A 15,941-nucleotide genomic window follows, 5' to 3' on the forward strand; every position below is an offset into this window, starting at 1 on the left:
CAGAAGGCCGCCGCAAGGCGGCCTTCTGCATTTCATCCCTTCTATTCCCGTAGGAGCCCACTTGGGATGCTCTGATCTATTCCCCGTCTGAGGCATCATAGCGACGAGCCCCAGGAAGCATATCCCCGATGAAGCAACGCTCGTTCGCCTCGCTCAGTTTCGACGCCAAGAAGAAGCCGACCCGTCGGGAGAAATTCCTTGGCGAGATGGACAAGGTGGTGCCGTGGGAGGCGCTGCTGGCGCTGATTGAACCCAGCTATCCGACGTCCGGCCGCCGCGGTCGACCGCCGATGCCCGCCTCGACGATGCTGCGCATCCACTTCATGCAGCAGTGGTACGCATTGAGCGACCCGGCGATGGAGGATGCCTTGTACGAGATCGAGTCGATGCGCCGGTTCGCGGGGCTGGAGTTGAACGAGGACGCCATTCCCGACGAGACGACGATCCTGAAGTTCCGCCGCTTCCTGGAACAGCACGGCCTGGCCGCGAAAATGCTCGAAACGGTCAACGCGCACCTGAGCGGCAAGGGCTTGCTCTTGCGCCAGGGCACGATTGTGGATGCCACCATCATCCAGGCGCCGTCGTCGACAAAGAACAAAGACAAGCAACGCGACCCGGAGATGCACCAGACCAAGAAGGGCCAGCAGTGGTATTTCGGCATGAAGGCCCACATCGGCGTGGACGTGGAGTCGGGCCTGGTGCACACCGTGACCACGACGCCGGCGAACGTAGGCGACGTGACGGAAGTGGACAAGCTGCTGCACGGCAAGGAGAAAACCGTCTACGCCGACGCTGGCTATCAAGGGGCGGAAAAGCGCGCGCCCAAGCGCGGTCGCAGGTGGCACATCGCGGCCAAGCGCGGCAGCGTCAAGGCGATGCCCGAGGGTGAACTGAAGGATGCCGTGAAGCACACGGAGCACATGAAAGCGGCGGTACGGTCGAAGGTGGAGCACCCGTTTCGCGTGGTGAAGCGGCAGTTCGGCTACCAGAAGGTGCGCTTCAGGGGACTGGCCAAAAACACAGCCCAGATACTGACGCTATTTGCGTTGTCGAATCTGTGGATGACGCGACGAACGTTGCTGGCGCCCGCAGGGGAGGTGCGCCTGTGAGCCGGGGAAACGGGGCAATTCGAGGTAAATTGACGCTGCGAAGGCGACGGGTCACTCTAAAAATCACCCTTTCATCGTAGCGATCTGCACTTTCTTACATGGCCGTCTGGACGGCCATTCCGAGCCAAATAGATCAGAGCATTCCTTGTGGGCGATGCCCTTCACGACAGCCATCGGGCATGGCGGAAAAGCATCGCCCACAAGTGGGCTCCTACGGAGTTTTGGTGCCTCTTACGCGCAGGCCGGCCCGCTGTCGCGCCAGCTTGCGCAAAAGTTCGGCAAACGCCTGCAGGTCGTCATGCCACGGGGAAGCATCGCGCCAGTACAGCGCGATCTCGCGACCTGACGCTGAACCGGTCAATTTGGCCAGCGCAATGTTCGGCATCGAGGCCAGCCGCTCGTGGGCCAGCGCGGGTACCAGGGCGTAGCCGCCGCGCAGACTCACCAGCGCAGCCAGGCTTTCCAGGCTGACATCCTGTACATGGCCGTGTTCGCTGCCTTCGCACTGCAGTCCATCAGCGTGACTCTCCGCCATCAGCGTGGCCTCGGCCGGATCGAGCTGATCCATGGCGATTTGCTGTTGCCCGGCCAGCGGATGATCCGCACGCAACATCAACTCCCACGGTTCGAAGAACAGCGAACGCGAAGCGATGCCGCTGAGTATCGGCGTCGGCGGTGCCAGCACGGCGTCCAGCTCACCCTCGCTCAATCGCCGCAACAGGCCACGCGGCTTGCCCTCGGAAATACCCAGGCGAGCACCCGGGAAATGCTGTGGAAACGGCGCGATCAAATGCGGTAGCAGATACGGCCCCAGCGACGCCGGCACGCCCAGGCGCAGTTCGCCGCCAAAGGCGACTTCGCCAGCTCGGGCCACCTGTTGCAGGTGCTCGGCCGCCGCCAGCACAGCGTCGATCTGCTGCAGCAACCGCTGGCCGCCAGCGGTGGGCACGATCTTCCGACCGCCGCGTTCGAACAACGGCGCACCCAGCGCCTGTTCCACTTTCTGCACCTGGTGCGACAGCCCGGAGGGACTGATGTGCATCGCTCGTGCCGCACTGTTGAAACTGCCCTGGCGATGCACCGCCTGCACCAACGCGAGGTCGCGTAGCGAGACGGCGGCAAGGCCCATCGAAATCATCGAATGCTGCATGTCATCAAAGGCGTTTGCTTGCGCAGATCATCGAAGCCATCCTGTGCGGTGTAGTCGGCCACAAGCCGTTCGCGCAGTGTACCCGCCGACGTCGTCCGAATGGCGCCGAGGGGCCGCGCAGCCCCGATCAGGTGACCATTTCGTTCGCGGACTTGCGGGGTTTGCGCGATAATTGCGTTTTTACCGGACTGGTGGACCCCGCACGCCGTCCGGCGTCGTCGTTCAGTCATCCCAGCCGCAGGATTCAGCCAGGAGCACGTCCCCATGAAAGACACCTTTTCCTCACGCGATACCCTTGAGGTCAACGGCAAGCAGTATGCCTTTGCCAGCCTCGCCAAGCTCGGCGAGCGCTTCGACCTGAAGCGGCTGCCGTTCTCGATGAAGATCCTGCTGGAAAACCTGCTGCGCCACGAAGATGGCGTCGACGTGACCTCGAAGGAAATCGAAGCCGTCGCCAACTGGGACGCGAAGAAGGAGCCGGACACCGAAATTTCCTTCATGCCGGCGCGCGTGCTGCTGCAGGATTTCACCGGCGTGCCGTGCGTGGTCGACCTGGCCGCCATGCGCGACGCGATGAAGGCACTGGGCGGTGATCCGACCCTGATCAATCCGCTGTCGCCGGCCGAGCTGGTCATCGACCACTCGGTGCAGGTCGACGTGTTCGGCAGCGAAGATGCGCTGGAAAAGAACGTCGCGATCGAGTTCGAGCGCAACCAGGCCCGTTACAGCTTCCTGCGCTGGGGCCAGAAAGCCCTGGCCGACTTCAAGGTCGTGCCGCCGCGCACCGGCATCGTGCATCAGGTCAACCTGGAGCACCTGGCCCGCGTGGTGATGGCCAATGAAGTCGACGGCCAGCAGTGGGCCTATCCGGACACCGTGTTCGGCACCGACTCGCACACCACCATGGTCAACGGCCTGGGCGTGCTGGGCTGGGGCGTGGGCGGCATCGAGGCCGAGGCGGCCATGCTGGGCCAGCCCTCCTCCATGCTGATTCCGCAGGTGGTCGGCTTCAAGCTCTCCGGCAAGCTGCCCGAGGGTGCCACCGCCACCGACCTAGTGCTGACCGTGACGCAGATGCTGCGCAAGCAGGGCGTGGTCGGAAAGTTCGTGGAGTTCTTCGGTCCGGGCCTGCAGCACTTGGCACTGGCCGATCGCGCCACCATCGGCAACATGGCACCGGAATATGGCGCGACCTGCGGCATCTTCCCGGTCGACGCCGAGTCGCTGAAGTACCTGCGCCTGTCCGGCCGCAGCGACGAACAGGTCGCGCTGGTCGAGGCTTATGCCAAGGCCCAAGGCCTGTGGCACGACGAGAACAGCCCGCACGCCGAATTCACCACCACGCTGGAACTGGACCTGGCCGAGGTCAAGCCGTCGATGGCCGGCCCGAAGCGTCCACAGGATCGTGTGCTGCTGACCGACGTCAAGCAGAACTACAACGACAATCTCGGCGCCACCACCGCCAAGCGCAACGGTGCCGAAGCGCGCTTTGCCAATGAAGGCGGCGACACTGCCGTCGGTCACGACCAGAGCGAGAGCGCGCCGGGCCAGCACGTGTCGATGCATGGCCAGGACTTCCGCGTCGGTGACGGCTCGGTGGTCATCGCAGCAATCACCTCCTGCACCAACACCTCCAACCCGGCGGTGATGCTGGCCGCCGGCCTGGTCGCCAAGAAGGCCGCCGCCAAGGGCTTGAAAGCCAAGCCGTGGGTGAAGACCTCGCTGGCACCGGGCTCCAAGGTCGTCACCGACTACCTGGAAAAGACCGGCCTGCTGACCGAACTGGAAAAGACCGGCTTCTACCTGGTCGGCTACGGCTGCACCACCTGCATCGGCAACTCCGGTCCGCTGCCGCAGGAAATCAGCCAGGCGATCAGCGCCGGTGACCTCACCGTGGGCGCCGTGATCTCCGGCAACCGCAACTTCGAAGGCCGCGTCCACGCCGAAGTGAAGATGAACTACCTGGCCTCGCCGCCGCTGGTGGTCGCCTACGCCCTCGCCGGCTCGCTCGACATGAACCTCACCACCGAACCGCTGGGCAAGGGTTCGGACGGCAAGGACGTGTTCCTCAAGGACGTCTGGCCGACCAATCAGGAAATCAGCGACCTGATGGCCAGCGCGGTCACCTCGGACATGTTCAGGAAGAACTACGCCGACGTCTTCAAGGGCGACGAGCGCTGGAACGCGATCGCCTCGCCGGATGGCGCGCTGTACGCCTGGGACGAAGCCTCCACCTACATCAAGAATCCGCCCTACTTCGACGGCATGACGATGGAAGTGGGCAAGGTCGAGGACATCCACGCCGCCCGCTGCCTCGGCCTGTTCGGCGACTCGATCACCACCGACCACATCTCGCCGGCCGGTTCGATCAAGAAGGATTCACCGGCCGGTCGCTTCCTGATCTCGCGCGGCGTGCAGCCGATCGACTTCAACTCGTACGGCTCGCGTCGCGGCAACGATGACGTGATGGTGCGCGGCACGTTCGCCAACATCCGCATCAAGAACCAGATGCTGGACGGCGTCGAAGGCGGCTTCACCCGCCACATCCCCAGCGGCGAACAGCTGGCGATCTACGACGCGGCGATAAAGTACAAGGACGCGGGCACCCCGCTGGTGGTCATTGCCGGCAAGGAATACGGCACCGGCTCCTCGCGTGACTGGGCGGCCAAGGGCACCCTGCTGCTGGGCGTCAAGGCCGTGATCACCGAAAGCTTCGAGCGCATCCACCGTTCCAACCTGGTCGGCATGGGCGTGCTTCCGCTGCAGTTCAAGGCAGGCGACAGCGCCAAGTCGCTGGGCCTGACCGGCAGCGAAAGCTTCGACATTGTCGGCCTGGACAACGGCAACGCGAAGGAAGCCACGGTCACCGCGACCGCTGCCGATGGCAGCAAGAAGCAGTTCACCGTGCACGTGATGCTGCTGACCCCGAAGGAGCGCGACTTCTTCCGCCACGGCGGCATCCTGCAGTACGTGCTGCGTCAGCTGGCGGGCAAAAAGGCTGCCTGAGTTTCAATGTGACCTGAAGCAAAAAAAAAACCGCCCCGGCATCCGGGGCGGTTTTTTCTTGCCCGCAACCCCATACAGCCGCAGGAGCCCACTCGTGGGCGATGCTCCTGCCTTGATGCCTGAACGCAAAAAGCCCGAGCAACACCACCACCCGCAAGCGCCCTTACATCGACCGCGACCAGCTCGCCGTGTAACAACGCCACTTGCCATCCTCCTTGCGCCACGCCGACTCGACCCGATAGAGGCCCAATTGATCAGGCAGCAAACGCCCGCCACCACGGGTCAACGTCACGGTGAATGTGGCGAGCATGCGCTCGCCGCGGTGTTCGATCGACACCGGCCCCATCGTCACGCCGATGTGCTCGCCGCGCAGCGACAGCAGCCTCACCATGCTGGTCAGTTCGCGTCGATCCAGGCTGCCCGCGTTGCCATCGAATTCTTCGCTGAGCGGCGCACCGACAGCGCTGGCCGAGCCCGCTTCGGCCGCTTTTGCCACTGCGGCAATCGCCTCGCGCACTTGCGCTTCATCCGGCGTGCGTCGACAAGCCGAAAGACACGTCGACAGCAACGCCAGCGCCATCAGCAGGCAGACGGTTTTATTCACTCGTGGCATGGGCGGAACTCACTGCAGTGCGGCTTGCCGCTGTACGCGGGCGTATGCTCCAATGATCCGGCGCGTGATCCATGATGGCAACTGCAACACCGCTTCAGCCATCATCGACTCGTGGTCATCGACAACACAGGGAACCCAAGCATGAGCAATGAACGTCCGTGGCTGGATCACTATCCATCCGGCGTGCCCGAGCAGATTGACGTCAATCAATACGCATCGGTGCCTGCCGTACTGGAGGAAGCCTTCGAAAGCTTCCGCGAGCGCCCGGCGTTTTCCAACTTTGGCCGCCAGCTCAGCTATGGCCAGATCGACGAGATGAGCCGTCAGTTCGCCGGCTACCTCACCGGCGTGCTCAAGCTTGGCAAGGGCGACCGCATCGCGCTCATGATGCCGAACCTGTTGCAGTATCCGATCGCTCTTTTCGGCGCGATGCGTGCCGGCCTGGTGGTAGTCAACACCAACCCGATGTACACCGCACGCGAGTTGAAACATCAACTGGAGGACTCCGGCGCCAAGGCTATCGTGGTGTTGGACAACTTCGCCGCCACCCTGCAACAGGTGGTAGCCGAAACTCATGTCCAGCACATCATCACCACCGGCATCGGCGACCTGCTCGGATTTCCGAAGGGCGCGCTGATCAACTTCGCGCTCAAGCACGTCAAGAAGATGGTGCCGGCGTTCAACCTGCCGCAGGCCGTCCGATTCCGCGATGCGCTGGCGCGCGGCGCGACACACCCGTTGCCCGCAGTCACGCTGACCCACGACGACGTGGCGTTTCTGCAATACACCGGCGGCACCACCGGCGTGGCCAAGGGCGCCATGCTCACCCACGGCAACATGATCGCCAACATGCTGCAGGCCAGCGCATGGATCGGTGCCAAGCTGGTCAAGCCGGGCGAAGAGGTGATCATCACGGCGCTGCCGCTGTATCACATCTTTTCACTGACCGCGAACGGGCTGGTATTCGCCCGGCTCGGCGGCCTGAACTGGCTGATCACCAACCCGCGCGACATGCCGGGCTTCGTCAAGGAACTGAAGAAATCCGGATTCACCGCGATCACCGGCGTCAACACGCTGTTCAATGGCCTGCTCAATACGCCGGGCTTTGCCGAGCTCGATTTCTCGCGACTGCACCTGACCCTGGGCGGTGGCATGGCAGTGCAGCGCGCCGTCGCCGAGCGCTGGAAGAAGATCACCGGCTGCACTCTGGCCGAAGCTTATGGCCTCACCGAAACGTCGCCGGCGGTTTGCATCAATCCGCTGGACCTGAAGGAATACAACGGCTCGATCGGCCTGCCGGTGCCGTCCACCAACGTCGCCATCTGGTCCGAAGACGGCCTGCCGCTGCCGACCGGCGAAGCCGGCGAACTGATGGTGCAGGGGCCGCAGGTCATGAAAGGTTACTGGCAGCGGCCGGACGAGACCGCCAAGGTGCTCGGCGCCGATGGCTGGCTGCATACCGGCGACATCGCCAAGATGGACGAGAATGGCTACTTCTATATCGTCGACCGCAAGAAGGACATGATCCTGGTGTCCGGCTTCAACGTCTATCCGAACGAAGTCGAGGACGTGGTGATGGAACATCCCGGCGTGCTTGAGGTTGCCGCCGTGGGCGTGCCCGATGAGCACTCAGGCGAAGTCGTGAAGTTGTTCGTGGTGCGCAAGGACCCGCAACTCACCGAAGAGGCGCTGAAGCAGTTCAGCCATGATCGCCTGACCGGCTACAAGCGACCGCGCCAGATCGAGTTCCGCACCGAGCTGCCGAAGAGCAACGTGGGCAAGATCCTTCGTCGCGAACTGCGCGACGAGAAGAAGCCTGTCGCCTGAGTTCTGCTGCAGGCATCAAAAAAGCCCGCGTCAATCACGCGGGCTTTTTGTTGCGAGCGATGGAGCAAAAGCGTGGCTCAGCCGTCCTTCCAGTATTCGAGGATGTCCGCGTAGCCGCCCAGCAGATTCCACAGCGGCGCCTGCTTGTCTTCCGGAATGCGGCTGTAGGAAAAGCCAATGTGATGGTCGGAAACACGCGCCACGGCGGCTTCAAGATGAATGTGCAAGTTGTGACCGAAGATCATGTCGAGTACCCAGCTCTCACCGACATTCCCCGACCACCCCAATGGGCGGCGCAACAAGGCGCCGGTGGCCGAAATGTCGACCAGCTCCGTGGGATGGGATTCGCCATGGCGGCTCATCAACACCGTTGTCTCGATCTGCATGCGCGCCGGGCGCAGCTTCTCGGTTCCGTTGTCACCTGTCTCGGCTGCCATCTGCTCCACCATCCGTCTGTGTTTACGCCTGCCCTTGTTCTGGTCCCCGGCAGCGCGCTCTTTCAACTTCATCCTGAAAATTGTCGTGTCGCATCCCGTATGACAGGCAAGCCACCCACACGATTGCATCTGTCAAAGGTTTCCAAAGCAACCACCGTGCCAGACGATTTCAGCCGCCCATCCGCGGCGGACGACGAACATCAACCAGGCTGTCATCCACCGGATTTCGCCGGAGCACAACCAATGCCGACGCCGTTTCACGCCTGCGCATTCCCGCATCCCGTGCGCGCACCCAGCATCACCTTTCATCGAACCCCATCACACCCGACGCAGCCTCGCCGCAATTCGACGCGTTGGGTCACATGGCGACCTTCGACTGTCGACAGTCATCACTCCATCGCCCAGTGGGATATTGTGCCTGCCCGCGGCGGGAATGCGGAACCTAAGGCATTCAAGTGTTCCGGCCAGGGGTGAGATGAGGAATGGTTGTCCGCGCTGGACTTGAAGCGGGCCAACCATTACCCTTGGCAACACGCGTGGTACCGGGGAAACTGCTTGTCCAGCACCAGCAGCACTTCTCGGCCTCCATCCGATCGCTCTTGAACCGACCAGTGAACAGGCGCAGCTCCATTCCCGCCACCATTGGCTTGGCTTCCCTGTCGCGGCTGACAACCCGCAGTTGACGCCAAATGGTCGTTGGCGACCCGCCTGACCGAACCACAAACGAGTGGCTTCATCATGCCCGTCGTGACGAGTGCGCAAGACACGCCTCGATTTGTATGATTTAGACGAACGCAGCACCCAGGGAATACCGCCTAACGGCCGTGTTCCGAGTACGGACATCCTCATGTCGCACAGGCATGCAAATGACTCCGATCCTGTTGAACGCACTGCCAGCCGCCCAAGTCGGCCCCATGACATGCATTGATGAGCACTGAGCCCGTCGTCGAGCCACAGAGCCCGGTACCTGCAGCGCAGGATGCCTTCGCGTCGCTACCCCAGCAGCAGGAAATGCCGTTGGCTATCGTGCGTGGCGAGCCGATGTTGCAGATGCCGCAGGATCTGTACATTCCGCCGGATGCGCTTGAGGTCATCCTCGAGTCGTTCGAGGGTCCACTTGATCTGTTGCTGTACCTGATCCGCCGGCAGAATCTGGACATTCTGGACATCCCGGTCGCCGAGATCACCCGGCAGTACATGAGTTACATCGAGCTGATGCGCGATGTCATGCGGCTGGAACTGGCCGCTGAATACCTGCTGATGGCCGCGATCCTGGCCGAGATCAAGTCGCGACTGCTGCTGCCGCGACCACCGGTCGAGGAAGGACTGGAAGAGGATCCCCGCGCCGAACTGGTGCGGCGATTGCAGGAGTACGAACGATTCAAGCGCGCCGCCGAGGATATCGAGGCGATGCCGCGACTGGAGCGCGACAGCGTGGTGGTCCATGCCGAGGTGGGTGAGCGCAACATCATCAAGTTGCCGCCGCCGCTGGAGCTGAGCGAAATGCTGCTGGCGCTGAAGGACGTGATGCACCGGGCGGAACTGTTCGGCCACCACGCGATCAAGCGTGAGGCCCTCAGCGTTCGCCAGCGAATGGGCGAATTGCTGAGCCGGCTCGACGACAGCAGTTTCCACCGTTTCGAGAGCCTGTTCGACATCAGCGAAGGGCGCCTCGGCATCGTGGTGACCTTTCTGGCGATGCTGGAACTGGCCAAGGAAATGCTGGTCGAGATCGTCCAGGAGGAACCACTGGCACCGATCTACGTGAAGGCGAAGGCAAGCCATGCCCTGGAAGGTCCCGAACTGCCCATGGACGACGCACAAGATGACGAACCGGCCGTGATTGAAGCATCCGGCGATTGAACGACACCCTTTGAACGACAGCTACCGAAACGGCATCCGACCCAAGGTTATGCAGATCGAGCAACTGAAATCCATCATCGAGGCCGCCCTGCTGGCCTCCACCCAGCCGATGACCGTGCAGCATCTGGGCGACTTGTTCACCGAGGCCGATGAGGTCAATCGCGAACAGATCGCCAAGGCACTGGAATCGCTGGCGGAAGACTGTGGCGGGCGCGGCGTCGAGCTGAAGGAAGTGGCGTCGGGTTTCCGTTACCAGGTTCGCCAGGACGTGCATCCGTGGATTTCGCGGATGTGGACCGAACGCCCCAGCCGCTACTCGAGGGCCTTGCTGGAAACATTGGCGCTGATCGCCTATCGCCAACCGATCACCCGCCCCGAGATCGAGCAGATCCGTGGCGTGGTGGTGTCCTCCAACATCATCAAGACGATGGAAGAGCGCGAATGGATCCGCGTGGTGGGCTATCGCGACGTGCCCGGCAAGCCGGCGCTGTTCGGCACCACCCGCGCCTTCCTCGACTACTTCAACCTGAAATCGCTGGATCAATTGCCGCCGCTGTCGGAAATCCGTGACATGGAAGACCCGCAGATGCGCTTCGAGCCGGAACCCCTGCCCGCCCGCATCGTGCGCGATCTGCCGGTGGACCCCGAAGACGAAGAAACCACCGATCCGCTGGCTCAGGATGAATCGTCTTCCGAGACGAACGAGCCGGAAAACGGCAATGGCGAAGTCCCTGTCGCATCGATGGATTCCGCCGATGTCGACCACCACCCCACCACGACGGATGCCGATGCCGCCGTCGTTTCCGAATCCGACGACGAGGGCGCCCGCACGGACCCGAACGCCGAGACCCTGACAGCCACTGCCGATGAGGCAGCGAACCCCGCCGCGGACGTCGAAACCGACACCGCAAGCCAAGATACCGAGGAGTACCGCGCATGACTGCGCCGCAGAAAACCGTTTTATCCCTGAAGCGCGAACCGCGTGTCGACACCGATGGCCCCACGCTGGAAGAGCGCCTGCACAAGGTGCTGGCCAACGCCGGTCTCGGCTCTCGCCGCATGCTCGAACAGCGCATCCAGTCCGGCGAAGTCGAACTCAACGGCGCTCCCGCCGAGATCGGCATGAGCGTGAAGGCCGGTGACCGCGTGGTCATGGACGGCAAGCAGTTCGTCGTTGCCACCGACAGCCGCGACGATGCCGAGGTGCTGATCTACCACAAGCCCGAAGGCGTGCTGACCACCCGCGACGACCCCGAGGGCCGCCCCAACGTGTTCGAACAGCTGCCGCGACTGAAAGGCGCGCGCTGGGTTGCCGTGGGCCGCCTGGACATCAACACCACCGGCTTGCTGCTGCTGACCACCGACGGTGAACTGGCCAATGGGCTGATGCACCCGAAGAGCGGTCTCGAGCGCGAATACCTGTGCCGCGTGCACGGTGAGGTGCCCGACGAGATCATCGAACGCCTGAAAGCCGGCGTGGAACTGGACGACGGCCTCGCACGTTTCGACGAGATCGCCGTGATCAGCCGTGGCGGCAGCCACAGCTGGTTCCGCGTGGTGATCCGCGAGGGTCGCAACCGCGAAGTGCGCCGCCTGTGGGACTCGCAAGGGTTCCTGGTGAGCCGCCTGAAGCGCATCCGCTACGGCAAGATCGAATTGCCACGCAACCTGCGCCGCGGCGAGTGCGAAACGCTCGACGCCGAAAGCGTCAAGCAGTTGCGCCAGACCACCGGCCTCGGCACTGCCCAACCGGTGCTGACGCTGAGTCCGGTGCTGCATCAGCGCCGTGCCAACCGCAGCGTCACCGAATATCGCCCCGAGCGTGGCGCAGGCACCGCCTGGACCGGCGGTCAGGACGAGGCACGCGAAATCCGCGCCTACGACCGTATCCGCGAAGAACCGACCCGCGGTCGCAAACCGCCACGTCGTGATGGCCGGGAAGTGAACGGCAACGTGGCGCGGCCGGAGCGCGGCGCCGGTGCCGGTGCTGCCCGTGGTGGCAAGACCCGCCGCGTGGCGCCGGGCCAGGAGCTGCCTTCGGTGCGTACCTGGTTCGCCGGTGAAAACCGCGATGGCACCGGTCGCCCCGGTGCACCGCGCGGCAATGCGGGTGGCGCAGCTGCTGGCAATCGTCGTCCGGCCGGCGGCAAACCCTTTGGTGCGCGTGCCGGTGGCGAAGGCCGCGCTGCGAGTCCGTACAGCGGATTCGGCGGCGATGCGCGCGGCAACAGCGCGGCGGCCGGCAATCGAGCGCCGGGCAATCGTGGTCCGCGCCCTCAAGGCCAGGGTCAAGGCCAGGGTCAGTCGCAGGGCAATCGCTCGCATGGCAACCAGGCGCGCCCGCAGGGACAAGGCGGCAACCGCCCGCAAGGTTCCGGACGACCGCAGGGCCAGGGTGGCAACCGCCCGCATGGCGGCGCGCGCCCCGGTGGCGCCACGGGTGGCCGTCCGCCGGGGCGCGGTGGCAACCGCTCGGGCAATCGCTGATACCACGGCAACCGGTGACGTCTGAACCATGGTGCGGATCTACCACAACAACCGCTGCTCGAAATCACGCGCCACGCTGGCGCTGCTGCAGGAACGCGGCAGCGACATCGAGGTAGTCAACTATCTCGACACGCCGCCAAGCGCAGCGGAGTTGACGTCATTGCTGAAGCAGCTGGGCATGACGGCACGCGAATTGTTGCGTACCGGCGAAGCGGAATACCAGGCGCTCGGACTGGCTGATTCCGCACTCGGCGATGCGGCATTGATTGCGGCGATGGTGACGCATCCCAAACTGATCGAGCGACCCATCGTGGTCGCCAATGGCAAGGCTGCGCTGGGCCGTCCGCCCGAAGCGGTGCTGGCCATACTCTGAAGTCAATGTGCCTGCAGGAGCCCGCGAGCGGGTTCCTGCAGGCACATTGTGCATTGCTCAATCTCGATGCAGCGAAAACGCATCGGCATCCATCCATGCCGGGAAACGTTCGCGGTGCGCCAGCAAGGGGGCCGGATCAAGCGTGATCGTCACCACCTGTTCCTGCGTGCCCAGTTCCACCAGCGGCTCGCCCACCGGATCGATCACTGCGCTGTCGCCTGCATAGGGAATGTCGTTGCCGTCCACGCCAACCCGGTTCACGCCGATCACGTAGCTCAGGTTCTCGATGGCGCGCGCACGCAGCAGCGTGCGCCACGGCTGCCGTCGCGGCGCCGGCCAGTTGGCCACGAAGATCGCCAGGTCATACTCCATGCCGCCCGATGCACTGGCCAACCGACCATTGCGCAGCCATACCGGAAAACGCAGGTCGTAGCAGACCTGCGGCAGGATGCGCCAACCCTTCAGCTCCACGATCAAGCGCTCGGTGCCGCCGCCGTACCGGGTGTGTTCGCCGGCCATGCGAAACAGATGGCGCTTGTCGTACCGTTCGAAACTGCCGTCGGGTCGCATCCACAGCAACCGGTTGTAGACGATATCGTTCTCGCGGATGGCCACGCTGCCGCAGATGACCGCACCCATCTCGATTGCCAACTCACGCAGCCACGCCACGCCGTCACCGTCCATGGTTTCAGCACTGGCTCGGGTATCGTTGCTGAAACCGGACAGGAACGTCTCCGGCAGCACGATCAGGTCGCTGCCGCGCGCCTGGCGCACCAGAGTGGCGTAATAGTCGCGGTTGGCCGGCCCGTCGTGCCAGCGGGTGGCACCCTGGATCAACGACACCTTCAGCGCCTGCATGCTCATAGCAGGCACAAGCGTTCTGCCGCCGCCTCCATGGTGGCATCGCTCTTGGCGAAGCACAGGCGCAGCAGGCGGGTTCCCGGCGCGCGCTCGTAGAACGGTGTCAGCGGAATGGCCGCCACGCCGCCGTGTTCGACCAGCCAGCGGCTGAACGGCAGATCGTCTTCGTCGCGGATCGCCGAGTAGTCCACCAGCTGGAAGTACCCGCCCGGCACATCGAGCAACTTGAAGCGTGACGGCGCCAGCAGTGCACGGAAGCGATCGCGCTTGGCCTGGTAGAACGCCGGCAACTCCAGATAGTGCTGCGGATGGCTGGCCATGAACTCGGCAAACGCGACCTGCGCCGGATGGAAGGTGCAGAACGTGAGGTACTGGTGCACCTTGCGGAACTCGGCCGACAGCGCGGCCGGCGCCACCGCATATCCCACCTTCCAGCCAGTGCAGTGATAGGTCTTGCCGAACGAGGAAATCACGATGCTGCGTTCGGCCAGCTCCGGATGACGCAGCACGCTTTCGTGCGCGCCCTCGTAGACGATGTGTTCGTACACTTCGTCGGACAGCACCACGATGTCGGTATCCCGCACGATCGCCGCCAGCTCGTCCAGATCGGCGGCAGACAACACCGCGCCGGACGGATTGTGCGGGCTGTTGATCATGATCATGCGGGTCTTCGGGGTCACCGCATTGCGCACGCGTTGCCAGTCGATCGAGAACGCTGGCACGGTCAACGGAATATGCACCGCACGCGCACCCTGCAGGTCGATCGCCGGCTCATAGCAGTCGTAGGAAGGATCGAACACGATCACTTCTTCACCGGCACGCACCGTCGCGGCGATCGCCGCGAAAATCGCCTCGGTGGCGCCGGAGGTCACCGTGATGTCGGTATCCACGTTGAGCTTGCGGCCATACAGCCGCTCGGTCTTCAGCGCGATCTGCTCGCGCAGCGCCGCCGTACCGTGCATTGGCGCGTACTGGTTGCGGCTGTCGTTCATCGCCCGGGTCAGCGCGTCGCGCAGCTCTTGCGGTGGCTCGAAGTCGGGGAAACCCTGGCCCAGGTTCACCGCCTTGTGCTCCAGCGCCAGCTGGCTCATCACGCTGAAGATGGTGGTGCCGACTTTCGGAAGCTTGGTTTCAATCATCGTCATCTGGCCGTATGGATGTCCATAAACATTCGATATTAGCGCATTGCCCGAGCGGCGTACACGATCAGGCCGACAGCTCATCCAGCGAGCGGGTGCGGCACTGTTCGTGTTTCAACAAGGTGGTGGCCGGCAAGCGGTCAGCCAGGAAGTCGACGAGTGCACGCACGCCGGGAAGCATGCCGCGACGACTGGGGTAGACGAAGTGCATGGTGCCCTCGGGCACGCTCCATTCCGGCAGCACCACTTCCAGCTCCCCTGCCGTGATCGCCGGTGCGCAGACAAACTCCGGCAGCAGCGCCACCCCGAGGCCGCGGCGCGCCGACTCCAGCAGCACCGCGAAGTCGCCGGTGATCAAGCGCGCCTGCACCTCGACGTTGACTCGACTGCCCTGCGCGTCAAGCAACTCCCAGGTTTGCGCACCCTCGTGTTCGCGCATGGACAGGGCCGGCAACACCGACAACTCGTCGGGTGCCGTCGGGCGGCCAAGCGCCTCCAGCAGGGCCGGGCTGGCCACCAACTTGGTACTCGAATGGCCGAAACTGCGGATCACCAGGTTGGCATCGGTGTCCAGTTTGGTGCGCACCCGGATCGCCAGGTCATAGCCTTCGCCGATCAGATCGACCCGGCGGTCATTGGACAACAAGCGCACCTGCATCTTGGGATATTGCGCCAGGAAATCCGGAAGAATGTGCGCCAGCACCGTCTGCGCCAGCGATACCGGGCAACTCAGTCGCACCACGCCACGCGGCTCGGCGCGCAGCTCGTCCACGGCATCTTGTGCCGCCTGTGCCTCCTCCAGCACGGCACGACAATGGCCATAGAAACGCTCACCGACCTCGGTCACCACGAAGCGTCGCGTGGTCCGCTGCAGCAGGCGCACGCCGAGTCGCTCCTCGAGCTGGGCAACCCGTTTGCTGAGACGCGACTTCGGCACGCCCAGCGCCCGTCCCGCGGCGGAAAACCCGGCGTGCTCCACCACGGCAGCGAAGAAATACAGGTCATTCAGATCCTGCAACGCACCGCTCAATACCGTCATGGTCGTTTCCTTTTTGGAGTCGATGGGTCAAAAGATC

Annotated in this window: 13 protein-coding genes; 7 read left to right on the plus strand and 6 right to left on the minus strand. The window is 63.7% G+C overall.

What is annotated here, in order from left to right:
- Positions 1-128 precede the first annotated feature (128 nt).
- On the plus strand, positions 129-1,109 hold the full coding sequence (locus tag ACVWWQ_RS02580; protein ID WP_133950196.1) for an IS5 family transposase: 981 nt from the start codon (positions 129-131) through the stop codon (positions 1,107-1,109).
- Positions 1,110-1,320: 211 nt separating this feature from the next.
- Here ACVWWQ_RS02580 and ACVWWQ_RS02585 read toward each other — a convergent pair whose 3' ends face one another.
- Positions 1,321-2,259, minus strand: a complete 939-nt coding sequence (locus tag ACVWWQ_RS02585) for a LysR family transcriptional regulator (protein WP_133950194.1) — start codon at positions 2,257-2,259, stop codon at positions 1,321-1,323.
- Between the two features lie 264 nt (positions 2,260-2,523).
- Here ACVWWQ_RS02585 and acnA point away from each other — a divergent pair, with 264 nt between their 5' ends.
- On the plus strand, positions 2,524-5,265 hold the full coding sequence (acnA, locus tag ACVWWQ_RS02590; RefSeq protein WP_133950192.1) for an aconitate hydratase AcnA: 2,742 nt from the start codon (positions 2,524-2,526) through the stop codon (positions 5,263-5,265).
- A gap of 163 nt (positions 5,266-5,428) precedes the next feature.
- Here the strand turns inward: acnA and ACVWWQ_RS02595 are convergent, their stop codons facing one another.
- Positions 5,429-5,878: a hypothetical protein gene (locus tag ACVWWQ_RS02595; RefSeq protein ID WP_133950190.1), complete on the minus strand. Its 450-nt coding sequence runs from the start codon at positions 5,876-5,878 to the stop codon at positions 5,429-5,431.
- A gap of 141 nt (positions 5,879-6,019) precedes the next feature.
- Here ACVWWQ_RS02595 and ACVWWQ_RS02600 point away from each other — a divergent pair, with 141 nt between their 5' ends.
- Entirely contained in the window at positions 6,020-7,705 is a 1,686-nt protein-coding gene (locus ACVWWQ_RS02600; RefSeq protein WP_133950188.1) for an AMP-binding protein, read from the plus strand.
- A 77-nt stretch (positions 7,706-7,782) separates the two neighbouring features.
- On the opposite strand, the gene ACVWWQ_RS02605 is transcribed toward ACVWWQ_RS02600, so the two are convergent.
- Complete coding sequence (locus ACVWWQ_RS02605; protein ID WP_099652485.1) at positions 7,783-8,142, minus strand: PilZ domain-containing protein; 360 nt, start codon at positions 8,140-8,142, stop codon at positions 7,783-7,785.
- A gap of 927 nt (positions 8,143-9,069) precedes the next feature.
- Here ACVWWQ_RS02605 and ACVWWQ_RS02610 point away from each other — a divergent pair.
- Genes ACVWWQ_RS02610 through arsC form a run of 4 tightly spaced genes read left to right on the plus strand, consistent with a single transcriptional unit; the run spans position 9,070 to position 12,865 of the window.
- Positions 9,070-10,005, plus strand: coding sequence for a segregation and condensation protein A (locus tag ACVWWQ_RS02610; RefSeq protein WP_099652039.1), 936 nt, complete (start codon positions 9,070-9,072; stop codon positions 10,003-10,005).
- Positions 10,006-10,054: 49 nt separating this feature from the next.
- The gene (scpB, locus tag ACVWWQ_RS02615) at positions 10,055-10,945 is read left to right on the plus strand and encodes an SMC-Scp complex subunit ScpB (protein WP_099652038.1); all 891 of its coding nucleotides are present in this window, start codon (positions 10,055-10,057) and stop codon (positions 10,943-10,945) included.
- Complete coding sequence (locus ACVWWQ_RS02620) at positions 10,942-12,492, plus strand: pseudouridine synthase (protein WP_133950186.1); 1,551 nt, start codon at positions 10,942-10,944, stop codon at positions 12,490-12,492. Before scpB ends, ACVWWQ_RS02620 begins: the two co-directional genes overlap by 4 nt.
- 28 nt (positions 12,493-12,520) lie before the next feature.
- Positions 12,521-12,865: an arsenate reductase (glutaredoxin) gene (gene arsC / locus ACVWWQ_RS02625; protein ID WP_133950184.1), complete on the plus strand. Its 345-nt coding sequence runs from the start codon at positions 12,521-12,523 to the stop codon at positions 12,863-12,865.
- Positions 12,866-12,922: 57 nt separating this feature from the next.
- On the opposite strand, the gene ACVWWQ_RS02630 is transcribed toward arsC, so the two are convergent.
- The 3 genes from ACVWWQ_RS02630 to ACVWWQ_RS02640 form a co-directional block, all read right to left on the minus strand.
- Entirely contained in the window at positions 12,923-13,729 is an 807-nt protein-coding gene (locus ACVWWQ_RS02630) for an amidohydrolase (protein WP_133950944.1), read from the minus strand.
- On the minus strand, positions 13,726-14,865 hold the full coding sequence (locus ACVWWQ_RS02635) for a pyridoxal phosphate-dependent aminotransferase (RefSeq protein WP_133950182.1): 1,140 nt from the start codon (positions 14,863-14,865) through the stop codon (positions 13,726-13,728). Before ACVWWQ_RS02635 ends, ACVWWQ_RS02630 begins: the two co-directional genes overlap by 4 nt.
- Positions 14,866-14,932: 67 nt before the next feature.
- Positions 14,933-15,904: a LysR substrate-binding domain-containing protein gene (locus ACVWWQ_RS02640; protein ID WP_133950180.1), complete on the minus strand. Its 972-nt coding sequence runs from the start codon at positions 15,902-15,904 to the stop codon at positions 14,933-14,935.
- Positions 15,905-15,941: the final 37 nt, after the last annotated feature.

Source organism: Rhodanobacter sp. TND4EL1 (genome assembly GCF_054061035.1).

What these genes read in the sequence shown, in the direction of transcription:
- ACVWWQ_RS02640 (WP_133950180.1), bottom strand. Translation starts at nt 15,904, where the DNA reads ATGACGGTATTGAGCGGTGCGTTGCAGGATCTGAATGACCTGTATTTC.
- ACVWWQ_RS02605 (WP_099652485.1), bottom strand. Translation starts at nt 8,142, where the DNA reads ATGGCAGCCGAGACAGGTGACAACGGAACCGAGAAGCTGCGCCCGGCG.
- ACVWWQ_RS02595 (WP_133950190.1), bottom strand. Translation starts at nt 5,878, where the DNA reads ATGCCACGAGTGAATAAAACCGTCTGCCTGCTGATGGCGCTGGCGTTG.
- ACVWWQ_RS02620 (WP_133950186.1), top strand. Translation starts at nt 10,942, where the DNA reads ATGACTGCGCCGCAGAAAACCGTTTTATCCCTGAAGCGCGAACCGCGT.
- ACVWWQ_RS02600 (WP_133950188.1), top strand. Translation starts at nt 6,020, where the DNA reads ATGAGCAATGAACGTCCGTGGCTGGATCACTATCCATCCGGCGTGCCC.
- scpB (WP_099652038.1), top strand. Translation starts at nt 10,055, where the DNA reads ATGCAGATCGAGCAACTGAAATCCATCATCGAGGCCGCCCTGCTGGCC.
- arsC (WP_133950184.1), top strand. Translation starts at nt 12,521, where the DNA reads ATGGTGCGGATCTACCACAACAACCGCTGCTCGAAATCACGCGCCACG.
- ACVWWQ_RS02585 (WP_133950194.1), bottom strand. Translation starts at nt 2,259, where the DNA reads ATGCAGCATTCGATGATTTCGATGGGCCTTGCCGCCGTCTCGCTACGC.
- ACVWWQ_RS02630 (WP_133950944.1), bottom strand. Translation starts at nt 13,729, where the DNA reads ATGAGCATGCAGGCGCTGAAGGTGTCGTTGATCCAGGGTGCCACCCGC.
- ACVWWQ_RS02610 (WP_099652039.1), top strand. Translation starts at nt 9,070, where the DNA reads ATGAGCACTGAGCCCGTCGTCGAGCCACAGAGCCCGGTACCTGCAGCG.
- ACVWWQ_RS02635 (WP_133950182.1), bottom strand. Translation starts at nt 14,865, where the DNA reads ATGATTGAAACCAAGCTTCCGAAAGTCGGCACCACCATCTTCAGCGTG.
- acnA (WP_133950192.1), top strand. Translation starts at nt 2,524, where the DNA reads ATGAAAGACACCTTTTCCTCACGCGATACCCTTGAGGTCAACGGCAAG.
- ACVWWQ_RS02580 (WP_133950196.1), top strand. Translation starts at nt 129, where the DNA reads ATGAAGCAACGCTCGTTCGCCTCGCTCAGTTTCGACGCCAAGAAGAAG.